Origin of the sequence: Streptomyces luteoverticillatus, from assembly GCF_003970715.1 — a bacterium.
GTDB classification, from domain to species: Bacteria; Actinomycetota; Actinomycetes; order Streptomycetales; family Streptomycetaceae; genus Streptomyces; species Streptomyces abikoensis.
On record NZ_CP034587.1, the window covers coordinates 4,181,564 to 4,199,555 of the forward strand.

Annotated in this window: 17 protein-coding genes; 11 read left to right on the top strand and 6 right to left on the bottom strand. The window is 71.6% G+C overall.

What is annotated here, in order from left to right; all coding sequences use genetic code 11:
• The first annotated feature begins 130 nt into the window (after positions 1-130).
• Positions 131-646, top strand: coding sequence for a YbjN domain-containing protein (locus EKH77_RS18550; protein ID WP_126915457.1), 516 nt, complete (start codon positions 131-133; stop codon positions 644-646).
• A 19-nt stretch (positions 647-665) separates the two neighbouring features.
• Here the strand turns inward: EKH77_RS18550 and EKH77_RS18555 are convergent, their stop codons facing one another.
• Positions 666-1,934: an MDR family MFS transporter gene (locus EKH77_RS18555; RefSeq protein WP_126915458.1), complete on the bottom strand. Its 1,269-nt coding sequence runs from the start codon at positions 1,932-1,934 to the stop codon at positions 666-668.
• Positions 1,935-2,071: 137 nt separating this feature from the next.
• On the opposite strand from EKH77_RS18555, the gene EKH77_RS18560 reads away from it, so the two are divergent.
• Complete coding sequence (locus EKH77_RS18560; protein WP_126915459.1) at positions 2,072-2,833, top strand: phosphoglyceromutase; 762 nt, start codon at positions 2,072-2,074, stop codon at positions 2,831-2,833.
• A 314-nt stretch (positions 2,834-3,147) separates the two neighbouring features.
• On the opposite strand, the gene phoU is transcribed toward EKH77_RS18560, so the two are convergent.
• On the bottom strand, positions 3,148-3,840 hold the full coding sequence (gene phoU, locus EKH77_RS18565) for a phosphate signaling complex protein PhoU (RefSeq protein WP_126915460.1): 693 nt from the start codon (positions 3,838-3,840) through the stop codon (positions 3,148-3,150).
• 197 nt (positions 3,841-4,037) lie between these two features.
• Between phoU and EKH77_RS18570 the strand changes: the two genes are divergently transcribed.
• Positions 4,038-5,306, top strand: a complete 1,269-nt coding sequence (locus EKH77_RS18570) for a sensor histidine kinase (protein ID WP_240667412.1) — start codon at positions 4,038-4,040, stop codon at positions 5,304-5,306.
• 64 nt (positions 5,307-5,370) lie between these two features.
• Positions 5,371-6,051 (top strand): response regulator transcription factor, encoded by a 681-nt coding sequence (locus tag EKH77_RS18575; RefSeq protein ID WP_015035162.1) that lies wholly within the window; start codon positions 5,371-5,373, stop codon positions 6,049-6,051.
• A gap of 196 nt (positions 6,052-6,247) precedes the next feature.
• Here the strand turns inward: EKH77_RS18575 and EKH77_RS18580 are convergent, their stop codons facing one another.
• Positions 6,248-6,955 carry a DUF461 domain-containing protein gene (locus tag EKH77_RS18580; RefSeq protein ID WP_126915461.1) on the bottom strand — a complete coding sequence of 236 codons (708 nt, stop codon included), beginning with the start codon at positions 6,953-6,955 and terminating at the stop codon, positions 6,248-6,250.
• A gap of 582 nt (positions 6,956-7,537) precedes the next feature.
• On the opposite strand from EKH77_RS18580, the gene EKH77_RS18590 reads away from it, so the two are divergent.
• From EKH77_RS18590 to EKH77_RS18605, 4 genes are all read left to right on the top strand, one after another.
• Positions 7,538-8,020, top strand: a complete 483-nt coding sequence (locus tag EKH77_RS18590; RefSeq protein WP_009716930.1) for a CarD family transcriptional regulator — start codon at positions 7,538-7,540, stop codon at positions 8,018-8,020.
• A gap of 266 nt (positions 8,021-8,286) precedes the next feature.
• The gene (gene ispD, locus EKH77_RS18595) at positions 8,287-9,063 is read left to right on the top strand and encodes a 2-C-methyl-D-erythritol 4-phosphate cytidylyltransferase (RefSeq protein WP_126915462.1); all 777 of its coding nucleotides are present in this window, start codon (positions 8,287-8,289) and stop codon (positions 9,061-9,063) included.
• On the top strand, positions 9,053-9,550 hold the full coding sequence (ispF, locus tag EKH77_RS18600) for a 2-C-methyl-D-erythritol 2,4-cyclodiphosphate synthase (protein WP_126915463.1): 498 nt from the start codon (positions 9,053-9,055) through the stop codon (positions 9,548-9,550). Before ispD ends, ispF begins: the two co-directional genes overlap by 11 nt.
• A 116-nt stretch (positions 9,551-9,666) precedes the next feature.
• Entirely contained in the window at positions 9,667-10,074 is a 408-nt protein-coding gene (locus tag EKH77_RS18605; RefSeq protein WP_126915464.1) for a PPOX class F420-dependent oxidoreductase, read from the top strand.
• A 10-nt stretch (positions 10,075-10,084) separates the two neighbouring features.
• On the opposite strand, the gene EKH77_RS18610 is transcribed toward EKH77_RS18605, so the two are convergent.
• Both EKH77_RS18610 and EKH77_RS18615 read right to left on the bottom strand, forming a co-directional pair.
• Complete coding sequence (locus EKH77_RS18610; RefSeq protein ID WP_126915465.1) at positions 10,085-11,254, bottom strand: acyltransferase family protein; 1,170 nt, start codon at positions 11,252-11,254, stop codon at positions 10,085-10,087.
• 209 nt (positions 11,255-11,463) lie between these two features.
• Positions 11,464-12,600: an acyltransferase family protein gene (locus EKH77_RS18615; protein WP_126915466.1), complete on the bottom strand. Its 1,137-nt coding sequence runs from the start codon at positions 12,598-12,600 to the stop codon at positions 11,464-11,466.
• A 250-nt stretch (positions 12,601-12,850) separates the two neighbouring features.
• On the opposite strand from EKH77_RS18615, the gene cysS reads away from it, so the two are divergent.
• The 3 genes from cysS (at position 12,851) to EKH77_RS18630 (ending at position 17,080) form a co-directional block, all read left to right on the top strand.
• Entirely contained in the window at positions 12,851-14,245 is a 1,395-nt protein-coding gene (gene cysS, locus EKH77_RS18620) for a cysteine--tRNA ligase (protein ID WP_126915467.1), read from the top strand.
• Positions 14,246-14,375: 130 nt separating this feature from the next.
• Positions 14,376-15,326: a 23S rRNA (guanosine(2251)-2'-O)-methyltransferase RlmB gene (gene rlmB, locus EKH77_RS18625; RefSeq protein ID WP_126915468.1), complete on the top strand. Its 951-nt coding sequence runs from the start codon at positions 14,376-14,378 to the stop codon at positions 15,324-15,326.
• Positions 15,327-15,454: 128 nt separating this feature from the next.
• Complete coding sequence (locus EKH77_RS18630; RefSeq protein ID WP_126915469.1) at positions 15,455-17,080, top strand: DoxX family protein; 1,626 nt, start codon at positions 15,455-15,457, stop codon at positions 17,078-17,080.
• A gap of 183 nt (positions 17,081-17,263) precedes the next feature.
• Here EKH77_RS18630 and EKH77_RS18635 read toward each other — a convergent pair whose 3' ends face one another.
• On the bottom strand, positions 17,264-17,986 hold the full coding sequence (locus EKH77_RS18635; RefSeq protein ID WP_126915470.1) for a nucleotidyltransferase family protein: 723 nt from the start codon (positions 17,984-17,986) through the stop codon (positions 17,264-17,266).
• Positions 17,987-17,992 lie beyond the last annotated feature (6 nt).

Consider the following 17,992-nt stretch of genomic DNA (forward strand, 5'->3'; position numbering starts at 1 on the left):
AACATCGCCCTAACTTTTTTGCCGAAACCGCAACAGGTGCCGGTGGCCGGGGCCGGGTTTCCGTCGCCTCCCGGCGGGGTCGGTACGCCCGCCCCGCGCCGGGCCCCGGGGCGTCGCCTACGCTCGGCTCATGTCCGATGCGAAGACCACCGACGCGAAGACCACCATCGAGCACGCGCTCCGGGACGCGGGCCTCGAATGGGAGAGCCCGGCCGGCTCCGACGGCACGTACGTCGTCAAACTCCCCGGCACGCGCAAGCTGTCGACGACCGTCTCCCTGGTCGTCGGCAACCACTCGCTGTCCGTCAACGCCTTCGTCGTCCGGTGCCCCGACGAGAACCACGCCGCCGTGCACCGCTGGCTGCTGGAGCGCAACACCAAGCTCTACGGCCTCGCGTACGCCGTCGACCGGCTCGGGGACGTCTACCTCGTCGGGCGGCTGCCGCTGGCGGCGGTGACGCCGGAGGAGGTCGACCGCATCCTGGGGCAGGTCCTGGAACACGCGGACGGCAGCTTCAACACGCTGCTGGAGATGGGTTTCGCCAGCGCGATCCGCAAGGAGTACGCGTGGCGCACGGCGCGCGGCGAGTCGACGCGCAACCTCGACGCGTTCACGCGCCTGACGCGCGACGAACCGACGCCGTAGCGCGCCGCCCCACCGGGCGTCAGGCCGACGCCGCTTCGGTCTCGACCTTGGCGGCCGGCTTCGCCGCGCCGACGGCGCTCTCCGTGGGGAGCCCCCGCATCAGCAGCCAGTACCCCGCGGCCGCCACCGTGCCGACGACCGCGCACCCCGCCCACAGCACAGCCGCCCCGAACTCGTCGATCACGTAGCCACCCGCCAGCGGGGCGATCAGCGCGGCGAGGGACCACGACAGCGTGTAGACGCCCTGGTAGCGCCCGCGCCCCTGGACGGGGGAGAGCCGCACGACGAGCCCCATCTGCGTCGGCGAGTTCACGATCTCCGCCAGGGTCCAGACGCAGATGGTCAGCGCGTACACGCCCAGCGAGCCCGCGAAGGCGGTGAGCCCGAAGCCGTAGCCGGCCAGCAGGGCGGAGATCACGAGCAGCCGCTGGGGGTCGCGATGCTCGATGAAGCGGGTCACGGGGATCTGGAGGGCGACGATCAGGACGCCGTTGACGGCGATGACCATGCCGTAGTCGGCGCTGGAGAAGCCGGCCTCGCCCATGGCGACCGGCAGGGCCACCGAGTGCTGCATGAAGATCAGGGCCATCAGGAACGACAGCCCGACGACGCCCATGAAGCGACGGTCGCGCAGCACCGTCCCCAGCCCGACCGGGGGCTCGCCGGACGCACCGTCCCCGCCGGCAACCGGCTCGGGACGGGTCTCGGGGAGCTTGAGGAAGACCAGGACCGCGCAGGCGAGCGTCAGGACGGCCTCGCCGAGGAAGCCGATCAGATAGCTGTACTGGGCGATGGCACCGGCCGCGAGCGAGGAGAACGCGAAGCCCAGGTTGATGGCCCAGTAGTTGAGCGCGAAGGCGCGGACGCGGTCCTCGGGGGCGACGATGTCGGCCATCATCGCCTGCACGGCCGGGCGGGAGGCGTTGCTGGCCACGCCCACCAGGAAGGCGACGGCCGCGATCGCGGCGGGCTGCTGGACGAAGCCGAGCAGCGCCACGGTGGCGGCGGTGGACACCTGGGCGATCAGCAGCGTGGGACGCCGGCCGAGCCGGTCGGTCATCACACCGGCGCCGAGGGAGGAGACGACCTGGCCGAGCCCGTGCAGCGCGGCGACGAGACCGGCGTACGAGGCGGAGTAGCCCCGGTCGACGGTCAGGTAGAGCGCCAGGAACGTGGCGACGAAGGCGCCCATCCGGTTGATCAGGGTCGACGTCCACAGCCACCAGAACGCCCGGGGCAGCCCCGAGACGCTCTGCCTCGCGGCCCTCCCGATACTCGCGATCGCCATTTCCGCGCCCCCCGAAAGTAAGTGGTCCTAAGCCCTCCGCACCTTACGCATCTGATCGTGTCCACGCCATCCAATTGACGATCGGCGTCAATCGTCCCGGGCGCGGGGCGCTCGCACGGTCGATTACGCTCAAGGGCATGGCCGACGCACCGTACAAGCTGATCCTCCTCCGCCACGGCGAGAGCGAATGGAACGCGAAGAACCTGTTCACCGGCTGGGTGGACGTCAACCTCAACGAGAAGGGCGAGAAGGAGGCGGTCCGGGGCGGTGAGCTCCTCAAGGACGCCGGCCTGCTCCCGGACGTGGTCCACACGTCCCTCCAGAAGCGCGCGATCCGCACCGCGCAGCTCGCGCTGGAGGCCGCCGACCGCCACTGGATCCCGGTCCACCGCTCCTGGCGGCTGAACGAGCGCCACTACGGCGCCCTCCAGGGCAAGGACAAGGCCCAGACCCTGGCCGAGTTCGGCGAGGAACAGTTCATGCTCTGGCGTCGTTCCTACGACACCCCGCCGCCGGCCCTCGAGGACGGCTCCGAGTTCTCGCAGAGCGACGACCCGCGCTACGCCTCGATCCCGAGCGAGCTGCGCCCGCGCACCGAGTGCCTCAAGGACGTCGTCACGCGCATGCTGCCGTACTGGTACGACGGCATCGTCCCGGACCTGCTCGCCGGCCGCACCGTTCTCGTCGCCGCGCACGGCAACTCGCTGCGCGCCCTGGTCAAGCACCTCGACGGCATCTCCGACGCCGACATCGCGGGCCTGAACATCCCCACCGGCATCCCGCTCGCCTACGAGCTCGACGCCGACTTCCGCCCGGTCGTCCCCGGCGGCACGTACCTCGACCCGGAGGCCGCCAAGGCCGCCATCGAGGCCGTGAAGAACCAGGGCAAGAAGAAGTAACGAAGCGGAACGTGACAGGGCCCCCGCCCGCAGCCGAGGGCTGGGGGCGGGGGCCCTTCTCCACAGGTGAGTGACGTGCGTGGAGTCGTCAGCTGCAGCTTCCGCCGCACTGGCACGAGCCGCCGTTCTGGCAGCCGCACGAGCACCCAGGACCACACTGACAGCCGCTCATTCGGTCTCCTCCCTCGAAGGGGTGTCTGCCTCCACCCAGTCAAGGACCGGCCGAAGCGACCGTCAATGCTCCCCACGTACGTATGTACGGACCAAGTGGGGGCGTACAGGCGCACGGAGGGGGCGCCGGGGCGTGCGGGGGGTCAGTCCGTTTCGGTCGTGCCCTGGGTGGTGCCGCCGGACTGGGTGATCTCGTCCGCGTGCTCGCCGGTCACCAGGTAGACCACGCGCTTGGCCACCGACACCGCGTGGTCGGCGAAGCGCTCGTAGTAGCGGCCCAGCAGGGTCACGTCGACGGCCGTCTCGATGCCGTGCCGCCAGCGGTCGTCCATCAGGTGCTGGAACAGCGTGCGGTGCAGCAGGTCCATGGCGTCGTCGTCCTGCTCCAGCTGGAGCGCGAGGTCCACGTCCTTGGTGATGATCACCTCGGCCGCCTTGGCCATCAGCCGCTGGGCGAGCTGGCCCATCTCCAGGATCGTCGAGTGGAGGTCCCGGGGGACCGCCGTCTCCGGGAAGCGCAGCCGGGCCAGCTTGGCCACGTGCTGCGCGAGGTCGCCGGAGCGCTCCAGGTCCGCGCTCATGCGCAGCGACGTGACGACGATCCGCAGGTCCGTGGCGACCGGCTGCTGCCGCGCCAGCAGGGCGATCGCCCGGGCCTCCAGGTCGCGCTGAAGGTCGTCGACCTTGGCGTCCGCCGCGATCACCGACTCCGCCAGCTTGAGATCCGCGTCCAGGATCGCCGTGGTGGCGCGCCCGATCGCGGAGCCGACCAGCCGGGCCATCTCGACGAGGCCCTCGCCGATCGAATCGAGCTCCTCGTGGTACGCGTCCCGCATGTCCCGTCCTTCTCTCAACCTCGGTGGTGCCGGGGCCGGTGGTCCGGCCGTGACCTCCACGTTCCGGCCGGAACGCGACGGCAGGCGGCCACCGGAATGAACCGGTGCTGGCCTGAAGGTGAACTCTTGGCAACGGGTGTTCGAGGCGCCCCCCATTTGGCTGTAGCTGTGTCGGCGCACCCGCATAACCTGGACTCATGAACCTGGACGCGGCCGTCGCCGCAGCGGCGGCGATCGCCGGAGTGTGCACCGGCGTGATCGCCATGCTGGCGTTCCGCTGGAGCGAGCGCGACCAGGCCCGTCCCACCCGTAGCTCCCTCCACACCGACGCTGTGCTGCCGCCCGGCGTCGACACCGTCCTCTCCGTACTGCGCTCCTCCGCCGTCGTCCTCGACGAGGCCGACGCCGTAGTGAAGGCCAGCTCCGCCGCCTACGCCCTCGGGCTGGTGCGCGGCGGCAAGCTCGCCGTCGAGCCCATGCTCCAGATGGCCCGCGACACCCGCCGGGACGGCGAGATACGCCAGGTCGAGCTCGACCTCCCCCGGCGCGGCACCGGGCGCGGCGACGCGCTCGCCGTGTCGGCCAGAGTCGCGCCGCTCGGCTCCCGGCTCGTCCTCCTGCTGGTGGAGGACCTCACCGAGGCCCGCCGCATCGAAGCCGTCCGCCGTGACTTCGTCGCCAACGTCAGCCACGAGCTCAAGACGCCCGTCGGCGCGCTCTCCCTGCTCTCCGAAGCCGTCATGGACGCCTCCGACGACCCCGAGGCGGTCACCCGCTTCGCCGGCCGCATGCAGATAGAGGCCACCCGGCTGACCAACCTGGTCCAGGAGCTCATCGACCTCTCCCGGGTGCAGTACGACGACCCGCTCGAGGACTCCGAGCCCGTCCGGGTGGACGAGCTCGTCGCCGAGGCTGTGGACCGCTGCCGCCAGAGCGCCGCCAGCAAGCAGATCACCATGGCCACCGGAGGCACCGCCGAGCTCCACGTCTGGGGCAACCGGGGCCAGCTCGCCGCCGCCCTCGGCAACCTCGTGGAGAACGCGGTCAACTACAGCCCCGCCCGCACCCGCGTCGGCATCGCCGCCCGCCGCGTCGCCGCCCCCGGCGGCGACCTGATCGAGATCGCCGTCACCGACCAGGGCATCGGCATCTCCGAGAAGGACCGCGAGCGCGTCTTCGAACGCTTCTACCGTGTCGACCCCGCCCGCTCCCGCGCCACCGGCGGCACCGGCCTCGGCCTGTCCATCGTCAAGCACGTGGCCGCCTCGCACGGCGGCGAGGTCACCGTCTGGAGCGCGGAGGGCCAGGGCTCCACGTTCACGCTGCGCCTGCCCGAGGCGGGCGCGGCCCGTGACCGCGAGCGGCCGAGCCCGGGCGACACCGGCGACACGCGCGACACCGCAGACGAGCCCGCCGGCGAGACCTTCGCCGACGGGCACCTCCCCCTTCCGGGGGTCCGGCCGTGACCCCCGGCGCCACTCCCTCTCCGTACGTCCCGTACTTCCCAGAGAACCGACCGGAGGCCGCCTCGTGACCCGAGTGCTCGTCGTCGAGGACGAAGAATCCTTCAGCGACGCGTTGTCCTACATGCTCCGCAAGGAGGGCTTCGAGGTCGCCGTCGCGGCCACCGGGCCCGACGGCCTGGACGAGTTCGAGCGCAACGGCGCCGACCTGGTCCTGCTGGACCTGATGCTGCCGGGCCTGCCCGGCACCGAGGTCTGCCGGCAGCTGCGCGGACGCTCCAACGTGCCCGTGATCATGGTGACCGCCAAGGACAGCGAGATCGACAAGGTCGTCGGCCTGGAGATAGGAGCCGACGACTACGTCACCAAGCCCTTCTCCTCCCGCGAGCTCGTCGCCCGCATCCGCGCCGTGCTCCGGCGCCGCGGCGAGCCCGAGGAGGTCACCCCCGCCGCGCTGGAGGCGGGCCCGGTGCGCATGGACGTCGACCGGCACGTCGTCACCGTCGCCGGCGGCAAGGTCGATCTGCCGCTGAAGGAGTTCGACCTCCTGGAGATGCTGCTGCGCAACGCCGGGCGCGTCCTGACCCGGATGCAGCTGATCGACCGCGTCTGGGGCGCGGACTACGTGGGCGACACCAAGACCCTCGACGTCCACGTCAAGCGCCTGCGCGCCAAGATCGAGCCCGACCCGGGCGCGCCGCGCTACCTGGTCACGGTGCGGGGTCTCGGCTACAAGTTCGAGCCGTAAGCCGGCCCCGGCCCAAGGCCCGACGGCCGGAGGCCGGCGCAGCGGCCCGAAGCCCGGGAGGCCCCCAGGGGCCGAGCGGTGCGAGGGGCGCGTCGAGAAGGGTGCTCGAGCCGTAAGCCGGCCCCGGCCCAAGACCCGGCGGGTATGCGAAAGGGGCCCGGAAGCCTTGTGTGGCTTCCGGGCCCCTTCGCGTGGGTCAGTGGCCCGCGTGCTGCTGGCCGCCCGGGGTGGCCGAGGCGCCCGTGCCGGTGCCCGGCTTGGTGCCGGCCTGGTGGCCGGCGCCCTGCGGCTGGCCCTCGGCCGCGCCGGCCGGGGCCGAGGCGGCGCCGCCCGCCGGGGCCGAGGCCGCGCCCGAGGGGGCGCCCGGCGTGCCGCTCGGCTGGGTGGCGGGGGCCTGCGGGCCCCAGTCCTTGTAGAAGCTCTTCGCCGGGACGACGAACGCGGCGATCTTCACCTCACCCGTGGAGCTGAAGTCGAAGGACAGCCGCTGCGTCGCGCCGTCCTTCAGGCCCTCGCGCCCCTTCGGCAGCACCGCCGACGGGTTGTCCTTGCCGCCCAGGACGATCGAGCCGCCCGCCGGCACGACGACCGGGCCGGAGCCCTTCGCCGGGGCCAGCGTCACGGGCGCGTCCAGGCCCGCGAGCTTGATCGAGCGCAGCTCCTGGTCCTTGCGGCCGTTGTTGAAGACCTTGCCCGTGACGACCGCCGGGCCACCGGCCTTGAGGTCCTGCTGGGTGATCACATTGACGTTCTGGAGCTTGATGTCGCCGACCGAGGTGGCGGCGTTGTCCGGCTTGACCTCAAGCGTCTGCGCGCTGTTGCCCGCCGCGCAGGCGGAGAGCGAGGCGACCGAGACCACGAGGGCGGAAGCGGCGAGAGCGCCGCGTCGAAGGCTGCTGCTCACGGCGGCGGCATCTCCTTGGACGAGGTTCACGTACGAGGTACGTACGGGATAAGGGTCTGTGTCAGCGGGCTTAGGTTACCGAGCCGTCCAGGGGCGCCCGCACCCGACCCGCCCCCATGGTCAACTCGGCGCGGTGGCGGCCCCACGGCCGAATATCAACCATGGCCGGAAGATCGGCCGCCGCGGAACGTCCGGCCGGGTGACGCGAGTGAATATCGGCAATGAATGCGGGAGACCCCGGGAAGGCCCTTCCGGAATTGATCAAGTCCGACTTGATCAATTCCGGAAGGGAAGTCCGGAAGGGCTCCGCGCCCCGAACGGAGTACCGGAAGTCGGCCGACCGGAGCCCGGCAAATCGGGACGTTCAGCCGCTCGCGGGGCCTGTCCGACAGGCGTAACGTGGGCGTTTCGCCTGACCCGGACAACCGCTCCGACCTGCGAATACCTGCTTCCGGAAGGGCTCCGCAGCACGTTCCGGTTGCTGTTGTCAAGCCCCGAGATATGCCCTGACCTGCGGAAACGCCATTCAGAACGGACAGTTCCCGTGTTAGACTGGATAGCCACGGAAGGGGTACCTGTCACATGACGTTCAAGGTTGGCGACACCGTGGTCTATCCCCATCACGGGGCCGCGCTGATCGAGGCCATCGAAACTCGCCAGATCAAAGGCGTGGACAAGACCTACTTGGTGCTGAAGGTCGCCCAGGGTGACCTGACGGTTCGGGTGCCGGCGGACAATGCCGAGTTCGTCGGCGTTCGCGATGTGGTCGGCCAGGACGGGCTTGACCGGGTCTTCGAGGTGCTCCGCGCACCGTACGCCGAAGAGCCGACGAACTGGTCCCGTCGCTACAAGGCAAATCTCGAGAAGCTCGCGTCCGGCGACGTGATCAAGGTTGCCGAGGTCGTTCGCGACCTGTGGCGGCGTGAGCGTGAGCGCGGTCTTTCCGCAGGTGAGAAGCGCATGCTCGCCAAGGCGCGGCAGATCCTGGTGAGCGAGCTCGCCCTCGCGGAGAGCACCAACGAGGACAAGGCCGAGGCCCTGCTCGACGAGGTTCTCGCGTCCTGACGTAACAGCACAGGTGCCGGCGGCTGTGCCCCGCAACTGGCTTCATAGAAGTGCCGCGGTGCCCGCGTGATGACCCAGTCATCCGGCGGGCGCTGCGGCGTCTTCGGCTCTACGGCTTTTACAAGCTGTGCAGCGCGCGCTTGGCGTGCCGGGCCCGGGCAGCCGGCCCGACCAGTCGTCACGGAAGGGGCTGGTCGGGGCATCGTGCCCGGCACGCTGAGGCCATACCCAATTCGGCCGAGGAAGCAAACCTGAACGCCAACGCAATGTCTGATCGAGGCAGCTCTCAGACCATTTCGCGCACCGCCGTCGTCATTCCCGCCGCCGGTCGCGGCGTCCGGCTCGGACCGGGCGCCCCCAAGGCCCTGCGGGCCCTGAGCGGCACCCCCATGCTGGTCCACGCGGTACGGGCCATGGCGGCCTCCCGCGCGGTCTCGCTCGTCGTCGTCGTCGCCCCGCCGGACGGTGCCGCCGAGGTCCGCAACCTCCTCGACGCCCATCCGCTGGCCGACCGCGACAGCACCCGCACCGACGTCGTGGTCGTCCCCGGCGGCGCGACCCGCCAGGAGTCCGTCCGGCTGGGCCTCGCGGCCCTGCCCGCCGACGTCACCACCGTCCTCGTCCACGACGCCGCCCGCCCGCTGGTGCCCGTCGACACCGTCGACGCCGTCGCCGCCGCCGTCCGCGGCGGCGCGCCCGCCGTCGTGCCGGCGTTGCCGCTCGCGGACACCGTCAAGCAGGTCGAGCCGCGCGTCGGCGAGCGTGCCGGGGAGCCGGAGCCCGTGGTGGGCACGCCCGAGCGGGCGCTGCTGCGGGCCGTGCAGACGCCGCAGGGCTTCGACCGGGCGACGCTCGTCGAGGCGCACGAGAAGGTCGCCGTGGAGGGCGAGGGCGCCACGGACGACGCCGGCCTCGTGGAGCGGCTCGGCGTGCCGGTCGTGGTCGTACCCGGCCACGAGGAGGCGTTCAAGGTGACCCGGCCGCTGGACCTCGTCCTGGCCGAGGCCGTACTCGCCCGCAGGAGGGCCAACGATGGATTCTGAGACCCCTCGCCCGGTGCTGCCCCTCGTGGGCATCGGCACGGACGTCCACGCCTTCGAGGAGGGCCGCGAGCTGTGGTGCGCGGGCCTCAAGTGGGAGGGCGCGAGCCACGGGCTCGCGGGTCACTCCGACGGCGACGTCGCCGCGCACGCCGCGTGCGACGCCCTGTTCTCCGCGGCCGGGCTCGGTGACCTCGGCGCCCACTTCGGCACGGACCGGCCCGAGTGGTCGGGCGCGTCCGGCGTCACGCTCCTGACGGAGGCGGCGCGGATCGTGCGCGCGGCGGGGTTCGAGATCGGCAACGTCGCCATTCAGGTGGTCGGCGTGCGGCCGAAGATCGGGAAGCGGCGGGAAGAGGCGCAGGCGGCTCTTTCGGCGGCGGTGGGGGCGCCGGTGGCCGTCTCCGGGACCACGACGGACGGTCTTGGCCTCACCGGCCGGGCGGAGGGCTTGGCGGCCCTGGCGACGGCGCTCGTGTACCGCGTCTGACGCGGATCGCGCTCCGCGCGCTGTCCTCGGGGTCCGGGGCGAAAACCCCGGTTTCGGGAAGGGGCGGGGCAGGGGAAAGAACCACGGACAACCCCCCGCCCCCGGAAGGACCACCCGTGTCTGTCGTGCTCTCCGAGGACCTCAAGAAGTACATCGACGACAACCCCGCCTTCGTCACCGTCGCCACCGTCCAGCCCGACGGCAGCCCCCAGCTGTCCGTCACCTGGGTCAAGCGGGACGGCGACGATCTGCTGTTCTCCACGACGGTCGGGCGTCGCAAGGAGCGCAATCTTCGCCGCGATCCCCGCGTCACCGTCCTGGTCAACCCGCCCAACGCGCCGTACACCTACGCCGAGGTGCGCGGCAGCGCCGACATCACCACCGAGGGCGGTGACGAGCTGATCGACGAGCTGTCGCGGAAGTACACCGGCAAGGACTACGCCGACTTCAACCCGGCCGCCAAGGACGACGCCCAGCGCGTCGTGGTCCGCATCACGCCGCGCAAGGTCGTCGGTTCCTTGTAGGCCGGGCGGGTCAGTCCGGCCGTACGGCCCCCACCCGGTCGGAGCGCCGCGGCTCGTTCAGCAGGGGCAGCCCGTCGAGCGCGGGCGCCGTCGCGCTGTGGCGGACGTCCTCCATGCCCTCGCGGAGCGCCGCGCGCAGCCGTCTGCCGAGCGGGCGCTCGACGTAGCGGTGCAGGAGCCAGGCGGCGCCCAGCATCACCGTGATCAGCCCGGCGACGAGCGGCAGTGGGGGGACGGCCTCGCGCAGGGCGTAGATGATCGTCATCCCGATGTACTGGTGCAGCAGGTACATCGGGTAGGTGAGCGCGCCCGCCGTGGTCAGCCAGCGCCACCGCACCCGGTCGAAGGTGCCCAGTGCCACCAGCGCCATCACGGCGAAGATCACGAAGACCATGGCCTGGGCGGGGAAGAGCGCGGTCGGGTGGTTGGCGTTGTCGTGCACCCGCTTGGCCACCTGGTGGTTGGCGAGCAGGTACGAGATGACGACGATGCCCCAGAGCAGGGCCGTGGGCCGGTAGCGGTGCATCAGGTAGTAGGCGATGCCCGCGACGAAGTACGGCGCCGCGATGGGCGTCGCCCACAGGGTGAGCAGCTTGCTGTCGGCCGTCGGGGCGATGGCGGCGGCCAGGGTCCAGACGCCGCAGAAGATCACGCAGCGGCGGTAGGTGACGCCCCTGGCCACGACGAGGGCGAAGAGCACGTAGAACTTCAGCTCCACGAAGAGCGTCCAGTAGACGCCGTCCACGTCCCAGACACCGAGTCCCTGCTGGAGCATGGTCAGGTTGGTGAACACCTGCTCCGGGCCCGCCACCGAGCGGACCTCGGGCCACAGCAGGACCACGCCGCCGGTCAGCAGGATCGCCACCCAGTAGGCGGGGTAGATCCGCGCGGCCCGGGACACCACGAAGTCGCCGAGCGACCTGCCCCAGGCGCTCATGCAGATGACGAAGCCGCTGATGAGGAAGAAGATCTCCACGCCCAGCCAGCCGTAGCGCGTTATCGGCTCGATGCCCGGGAACAGCAGACGCGGGTCGCGGTTCCAGCCGCCGTTCAGACTCGTGTAGTGGTACAGCACGACCATGAGGGCCGCGAGCAGACGGAGTCCGTCCAGGATGCAGAGCCTGGGACCAGGCCCACCCGGTCGGACGCCATCGTTTCCGCCGCCGCTGGCGAAACGCATGTCGTCCTCTCCCGTTGGCTGTCGGCCCGCTGCGCTTACGGGCCACCCAGCATGCTGGCACACCGAGCGTTCCCGTCGGGTGACCGAAAGTCACCAGGGGCCCGCCGGCCTCCGGGTTTCCGCCCGATGCCCGGGGCGGGTCCCCCGAAAGGACCAACGGCGGCCCCCCGGGTGACCGGGGGACCGCCGTCAGGTGGCGTCAGTCGTCGTCAGACGCGCTCGCGTGGCGTGCGCATGTCCGCGAGCGCCTTCGTCATGCCGCGTTTGAGCACGCGGGCGAGCGGGCGCTCCAGATAGCGGTGCAGCAGCCAGGAGGCCACCATCATCAGCACGACGAGGGCGGGGACGAGAACGTAGCGCGAGATGTCGTTCTCGAATTCCTTGATGACCGTCCAGCCGATGCGCTCGTGCAGCAGGTAGAGCGGGTACGTCAGCGCGCCCGCCGTCGGCAGCCAGCGCCAGTTGATCCTGCTGGTCTTGCCGAGCGCCACCGCCGCGATCGCCGCGTAGAAGAGGGCGAGCAGCATCACCGTGGGCCAGAGGGGGAGCTTGTGCCCGACGTACTTCTGGACGTTGTGGTGGGTGTTGAACGCGAAGTGCTGGCCGGCCAGGAAGGTCGCGGCGACGATGCCCCACAGCAGCATGTTGGGGCCGTAGCGGTACATCAGGTAGAACGCCATGCCGGCGATGAAGAACCAGCAGTCGTTCGGCATCAGCACGGCGTCCAGCGCGTCGACGTCGAGCCCCGCCGCGACGGCGGCGGCCATGGCCCAGACCACGCAGAAGCCGACGACGCGCCGGTAGGTCAGCCCCTTCCAGGCGATCAGCAGCGCGAAGAGCAGGTAGAAGCGGATCTCCACCCACAGCGTCCAGTAGACGCCGTCGGCGGGCGCGGCCTTCATCGGCTCGTGGAACATCGTGAGGTTGACCGCGACGTCGCTCAGCGACGGCCCGACGCCGTTCACGGGCCAGATGGAGACGACGACCGTCGCGGCGAGCACCGCGAACCAGTAGGCGGGGTAGAGCCGGGTGACGCGCGAGACCGCGAAATCACCGATGTCTCTGCCCCAGGCGCTCATACAGATGACGAAGCCACTGATGAGGAAGAAGAGCTGGACGCCCAGCCAACCGTAGGACGCGGGCACGTACGCCACCGGGAAGCGCTCGGTCGCCGGTTTGGACCAGGCGGCGCTGTTGAAGGCGATGTAGTGGTAGAGCACGACCATGAGGGCGGCGAGCAGACGCAGGCCATCCAGTGCGGCGAGTCTCCCCTTGGGTGCTATTCGCGGGGGTGGTGAGGCGGGACGTTCTTTCTGCCGCTGCTGCACCGTCACGGAGGACGTCAACGTCCCTCCTGAGTCCTGTGTCCGGATTTCGCTGGTTTTATCGGAGGCCTGGCCGGGAAGGCGTGACCGCCGGGGAAGCTACCACGCGGCCCCCTATCATGTGCAGATAGTAAGGAGAGGTCAAAGACCCGCCACCGGTTCCGCGGAACCTGTCGCTCCGCCGCAGTAGGCGTCCGGGCTCGTACCCGTTATCGAGTCAGCCCGTGCCGCCAGGGGCGATGCACCCCCTCGGGCCCACTACCCTGGTTCCGTGAGCATTCGCCTGTACGACACCAGCGCCCGGCAGATCCGTGACTTCTCCCCGCTCGTTCCGGGCTGTGTCTCGATCTACCTCTGCGGTGCGACCGTACAGGCCGCTCCGCATATCGGGCACATCCGCTCGGGCCTGAATTTCGACATCATGCGCCGCTGGTTCGCCTACCGCGGCTACGACGTCACGTTCGTGCGCAACGTCACCGACATCGACGACAAGATCCTCACCAAGGCCGCCGAGCAGGGCCGCCCGTGGTGGTCGATCGGCTACGCCAACGAGCGCGCCTTCAACGACGGCTACACCGCCCTCGGCTGCCTGCCCCCGACGGTCGAGCCCCGCGCCACCGGTCACGTGACCGAGATGGTCGAGATGATGCGCGGCCTGATCGAGCGCGGCCACGCGTACGCCGCCGACGGCAACGTCTACTTCGACGTGCGCTCCTTCCCCGGCTACCTCCAGCTCTCCAACCAGGAGCTGGACAATCTGCTGCAGCCCTCCGGCGAGGGCGAGACCGGCAAGCGCGACCCGCGTGACTTCGCCATGTGGAAGGCCGCCAAGGAGGGCGAGCCCAGCTGGGAAACCCCCTGGGGCCGCGGCCGCCCGGGCTGGCACCTGGAGTGCTCGGCCATGGCGCACAAGTACCTGGGCGAGTCGTTCGACATCCACGGCGGCGGCCTGGACCTGATCTTCCCGCACCACGAGAACGAGATCGCCCAGGCCAAGGCCTTCGGCGACGACTTCGCCGCGTACTGGCTCCACAACGCGTGGGTGACCATCAGCGGCGAGAAGATGGCCAAGTCGCTCGGCAACTCCGTCCTCGTCTCCGAGATGCTCAAGCAGTGGCGCCCGATCGTGCTGCGCTACTACCTGGGGACCCCGCACTACCGCTCGATGATCGAGTACAGCCCGGAGGCCCTGCGTGAGGCCGAGGCGGCCTTCGCCCGCATCGAGGGCTTCATGCAGCGTGTCGTGGAGCTCGCCGGGCCCGTCGAGCCGTCGGCCGAGGTGCCGCTCGCGTTCGCGGAGGCCATGGACGACGACTTCGGTGTGCCGCAGGCGCTGGCGATCGTCCACACCACCGTCCGGCAGGGCAACTCGGCCCTGACCGCCGACGACAAGGAGTCGGCCGTCGCCCGGCTGGCCGAGGTCCGCGCCATGCTCGGCGTCCTGGGCCTGGACCCCCTCGACGAGCATTGGGCCGGCACCGGCACCGGTCGCGGGGACGATCTCCACGGCGTGGTGGACTCCCTGGTCAGGATGGTTCTGGAGCAGCGCGAGGGCGCCCGGGCGCGGAAGGACTACGCCACGGCCGACGCCATCCGCGACCAGCTCCAGCAGACCGGCCTCGCGATCGAGGACACCCCTTCCGGCCCCCGCTGGACCCTGTCCTGAGGGACACTTTTCGTACGTACGTAGTAGGTAGGCAGCCGCCGGACGGAGTCCGGCGCAGCTGTCCGAAGCCCGTGAGGCCCGCCAGGGCGAGCGGTGCGAGGGCAGCGGAAGAAAGAGTCAGGTGACCCCCATGGCCGGCAACAGCCAGCGCAGGAACCGTCGCACGTCCAACAAGAAGGGCGCGACGGTCGGCAGCGGCGGCCAGCGGCGCCGGGGCCTGGAGGGCAAGGGCCCGACCCCGCCCGCGAGCATGCGCAAGGGCCACAAGAAGAACCGCGTGGCCAACGCCCAGGCCAAGCAGGCCGCCCGCCGCCCGGCCCCGCGCCGCGGCGGCCCCAAGGGCACCAACGAGCTCGTCGTCGGCCGCAACTCGGTCGTCGAGGCGCTGCGCGAGGGCGTGCCCGCGAACACGCTCTACGTCCAGCAGTTCGTCGACAGCGACGAGCGCGTGCGCGAGGCCATCCAGCTCGCCACGGAGAAGGGCCTCAACCTCATGGAGGCCCCGCGTCCGGAGCTGGACCGCATGACCAACGGCCTGAACCACCAGGGCCTGGTCCTCTCGGTGCCCCCGTACGACTACGCCCACCCCGAGGACCTGACGGCGCACGCCGCCGACAACGGCGAGGACCCGCTGATCGTCGCCCTCGACGGCATCACCGACCCGCGCAACCTCGGCGCCGTCGTCCGCTCCGTCTCCGCCTTCGGCGGCCACGGCGTGGTCGTCCCCGAGCGCCGCGCGGCCGGTATGACCGCCAGCGCCTGGAAGACCTCCGCCGGCACCGCCGCCCGGACGCCCGTCGCCCGCGCCACCAACATGACGCGGATGCTCGAGGCGTACCAGAAGGAGGGCCTGATGGTCGTCGGCCTCGCGGCGGACGGCGAGACCGAGCTCCACGAGCTGGACGCCCTGGAGGGCCCGGTCGTCATCGTCGTCGGCAGCGAGGGCAAGGGCCTCTCCCGCCTCGTCGGCGAGACCTGCGACTTCCGCGTGCGCATCCCGATGCCGGGCGGCGCCGAGTCGCTGAACGCCGGTGTCGCCGCGGGCGTCGTGCTCTACGAGGCGGCGCGCCGCCGCGCCTGAGACCAGTGACCGCGCGGCGGCCGGGGAGTCTCCTCCCCGGCCGCCGCGCGTTCTGCTGAAGATATTGACGGGTCCTGGACACATCCAACCGGTCAAGGCAGTGTCCTAACCTCCGGTCACTCGGTTAGATGAGTGTGGACACCAGAACACCCCGCACACCTACGGGGGGAAGCTCTTCCGGGTACGACGACCAGCCCGCGCTGAGTACGGTGAAGGTCCCGTCCGACCCCGCGCAGGTCATCGTCAACCATCTGAGCTTCCGGGTGCAGCTCGCCCGGCCCCCGCGCGCAGCCCGGCAGTTCGCCGGGGGAGTGGACACGGCGCGGATGCCCGCCGCCAAGAGCGCCGGGGCCAAGCGCCGCGCCCCCGTGGTGTGGAGCGGGCGGACCGGGCCGGGAGACTCCGCCTCCACCCAGCTCCTCCAGGCCGTCCGCGACTCCGGCGGCCTCACCGCCCCGCTGCCCACGGTCGGCGGCGGGGACGCGGGCGTCACCCAGGTGCTGCCGCGCGTCAGCGTCGAGGACGCCCCGGCCACGGTGATCGGCCCGCGCGGGCCCGCCGAGGAGCACGGCGGGCCGCCGACCCGGCTCCTCCACGGCATGCGCCCCGCCCACAGCGCCTTCGACGAGGACGCCGGCCACCCCGACGATCTCGGCGACCTCGACGACTTCGCCGACGAGCAGGACGCCGACGAGGACGAGCTCCGGCGCGCCCGCCAGGGCGACTCCGTCCGCCACGCCTATTACCCCGGGCGCCGGATGAACCTCGGCGTCGTCCTCCTGCCCCTGCGCGTCTTCCTCGGCCTCATCTCCGTCTACGGCGGGATGACCAAGCTCTGCGACCCCGTCTACTTCGACGGCGGCAAGCGCGGCTCCCTGGTCGAGTGGCTCCACCAGCTCCACCCCTGGGCCGCCGCCGAGCCCCTGCGCGAGCTGGCCCTCGCCCACCCCGTCGGCGCCGGCCTGAGCGTCGCCTTCGCGCAGGTCGTCATCGGCGTCCTCACCATCTTCGGCCTCTGGCAGCGGCTCGCCGCCGCCGTCGGCGTGCTGCTCTCCGTGATCCTCCTCGTCACGGTCAGCTGGCGGTCCACCCCGGTCTACGGCGCGCCCGACATCATCTACCTGGCCGCCTGGAGCCCCCTGGTGATCGCCGGGGCGCCCTTCTACTCCGTCGACGGCCGGCTCGCCGGCGAGGCCTGGCGGCGGCTCGGGCCGCGCGCCGAGCTCTGGGCGCTGCGGCGGCGCGTGCTGCGCCGGGGCACGGTCATGGCGACGGTGCTCATCGGGATCTCCCTGCTCACCGGGTCGATGCTGGGCGGGGCCGTGCGCTCCTCCAGGGTCGCCGAGACGCCGGGCACCCCGCCCCCGCCGTCCAACAGCCTCCAGGGTTCGCCGCTGCCGCAGCGGCCCTCGTCGTCCTCGCCGCGCGGCTCGCACGGCCCGGCGGCCTCGGGCACGCCGAAGCCCAGCCCGTCCAACCGGAAGACGCCCACCCCCGGGGCCACGCCGTCCGCGCCGGCCGGCACGGTCCACGCGCCCACGGCGTCGGCGGGCGGCGCGGGGCAGTCCAGCGGGAGCGCGGGCAGTGTCCGCCCGGCGCCGCAGTCCCCCCACCAGGCGCCGGCTCCGGCGGCCCCGCAGCACAGCTCGTCGGGTGCGACGACGGGCAGCTCCACGGGTGGCGGCTCCGGCGGGTCCTCCAGTGGCTCGGGCGGCTCCTCCGGCGGCGGAGCCCTTGGGGGGCTCCTCGGGTAGCCAGCTGCCTCACGCGAAGACGGTCCCGCACCCGACAGGGTGCGGGACCGTCTTCGCGCCCGAAGGGGCGCGGGGAACTGCGCGACCAGCCACGACGCGCCGGCAGATGACGCGCAGCGTGGTCGGTTCACCGCGGGCCGGTGGGGGCTGGTCGCGCAGTTCCCCGCGCCCCTGGCGGGGCGCTCAGCGCGCCAGTTCCTTCGCGGCTTCCGCGAGGTCCTTCGCCGTGTCGATCGCCCGCCAGTACGCCCCCTGCGGCAGCGGGAAGCCGGCGAGGCGGCGTTCGCGCGCCAGGCGCGGGAACGTGGTGCGCTCGTGGTCGCCGCGCTCGGGCAGCAGGGCCGTGAAGGCGGGCGAGAAGACGTAGACGCCGGCGTTGATCAGATACGGCGAGGGCGGGGCCTCGACGAAGTCGAGGACGTGGCCGAACTCGTCGGTCTTCACCGCGCCCCAGGGAATGCGCGGCCGCGCCAGCGCGAGCGTCGCCGTGGCGTCCCGCTCATGGTGGAAGGCGGCCATCTCGCGCAGCGAGAACCGGGTCCAGATGTCACCGTTGGTGGCGTACCAGGGCTCGTCGGGGCGGGGCAGGGAGGCGGCCGCGTGCCGCAGGCCGCCGCCCCGGCCGAGGGGTTCGGGCTCGACGACCGTCGTGACCCGCAGCGGCAGTTCGGCCGTGGCGAGCCAGTCCTCCAGGACACGCGCCAAATGGCCGCACGAGACCACGGCGTCGGTGACGCCCTCGGCGGCCAGCCAGGCGAGTTGATGGCCGATGATCGGGACCCCCGTGCCGGGGATCTCGACCATCGGCTTGGGACGGTCGTCGGTGTACGGACGGAGCCGCGAACCCTGGCCGCCGGCCAGGATCACGGCTTGTGTCGGGTACGGGCTGTGCTGCGTGCCGGTCATGCTCCG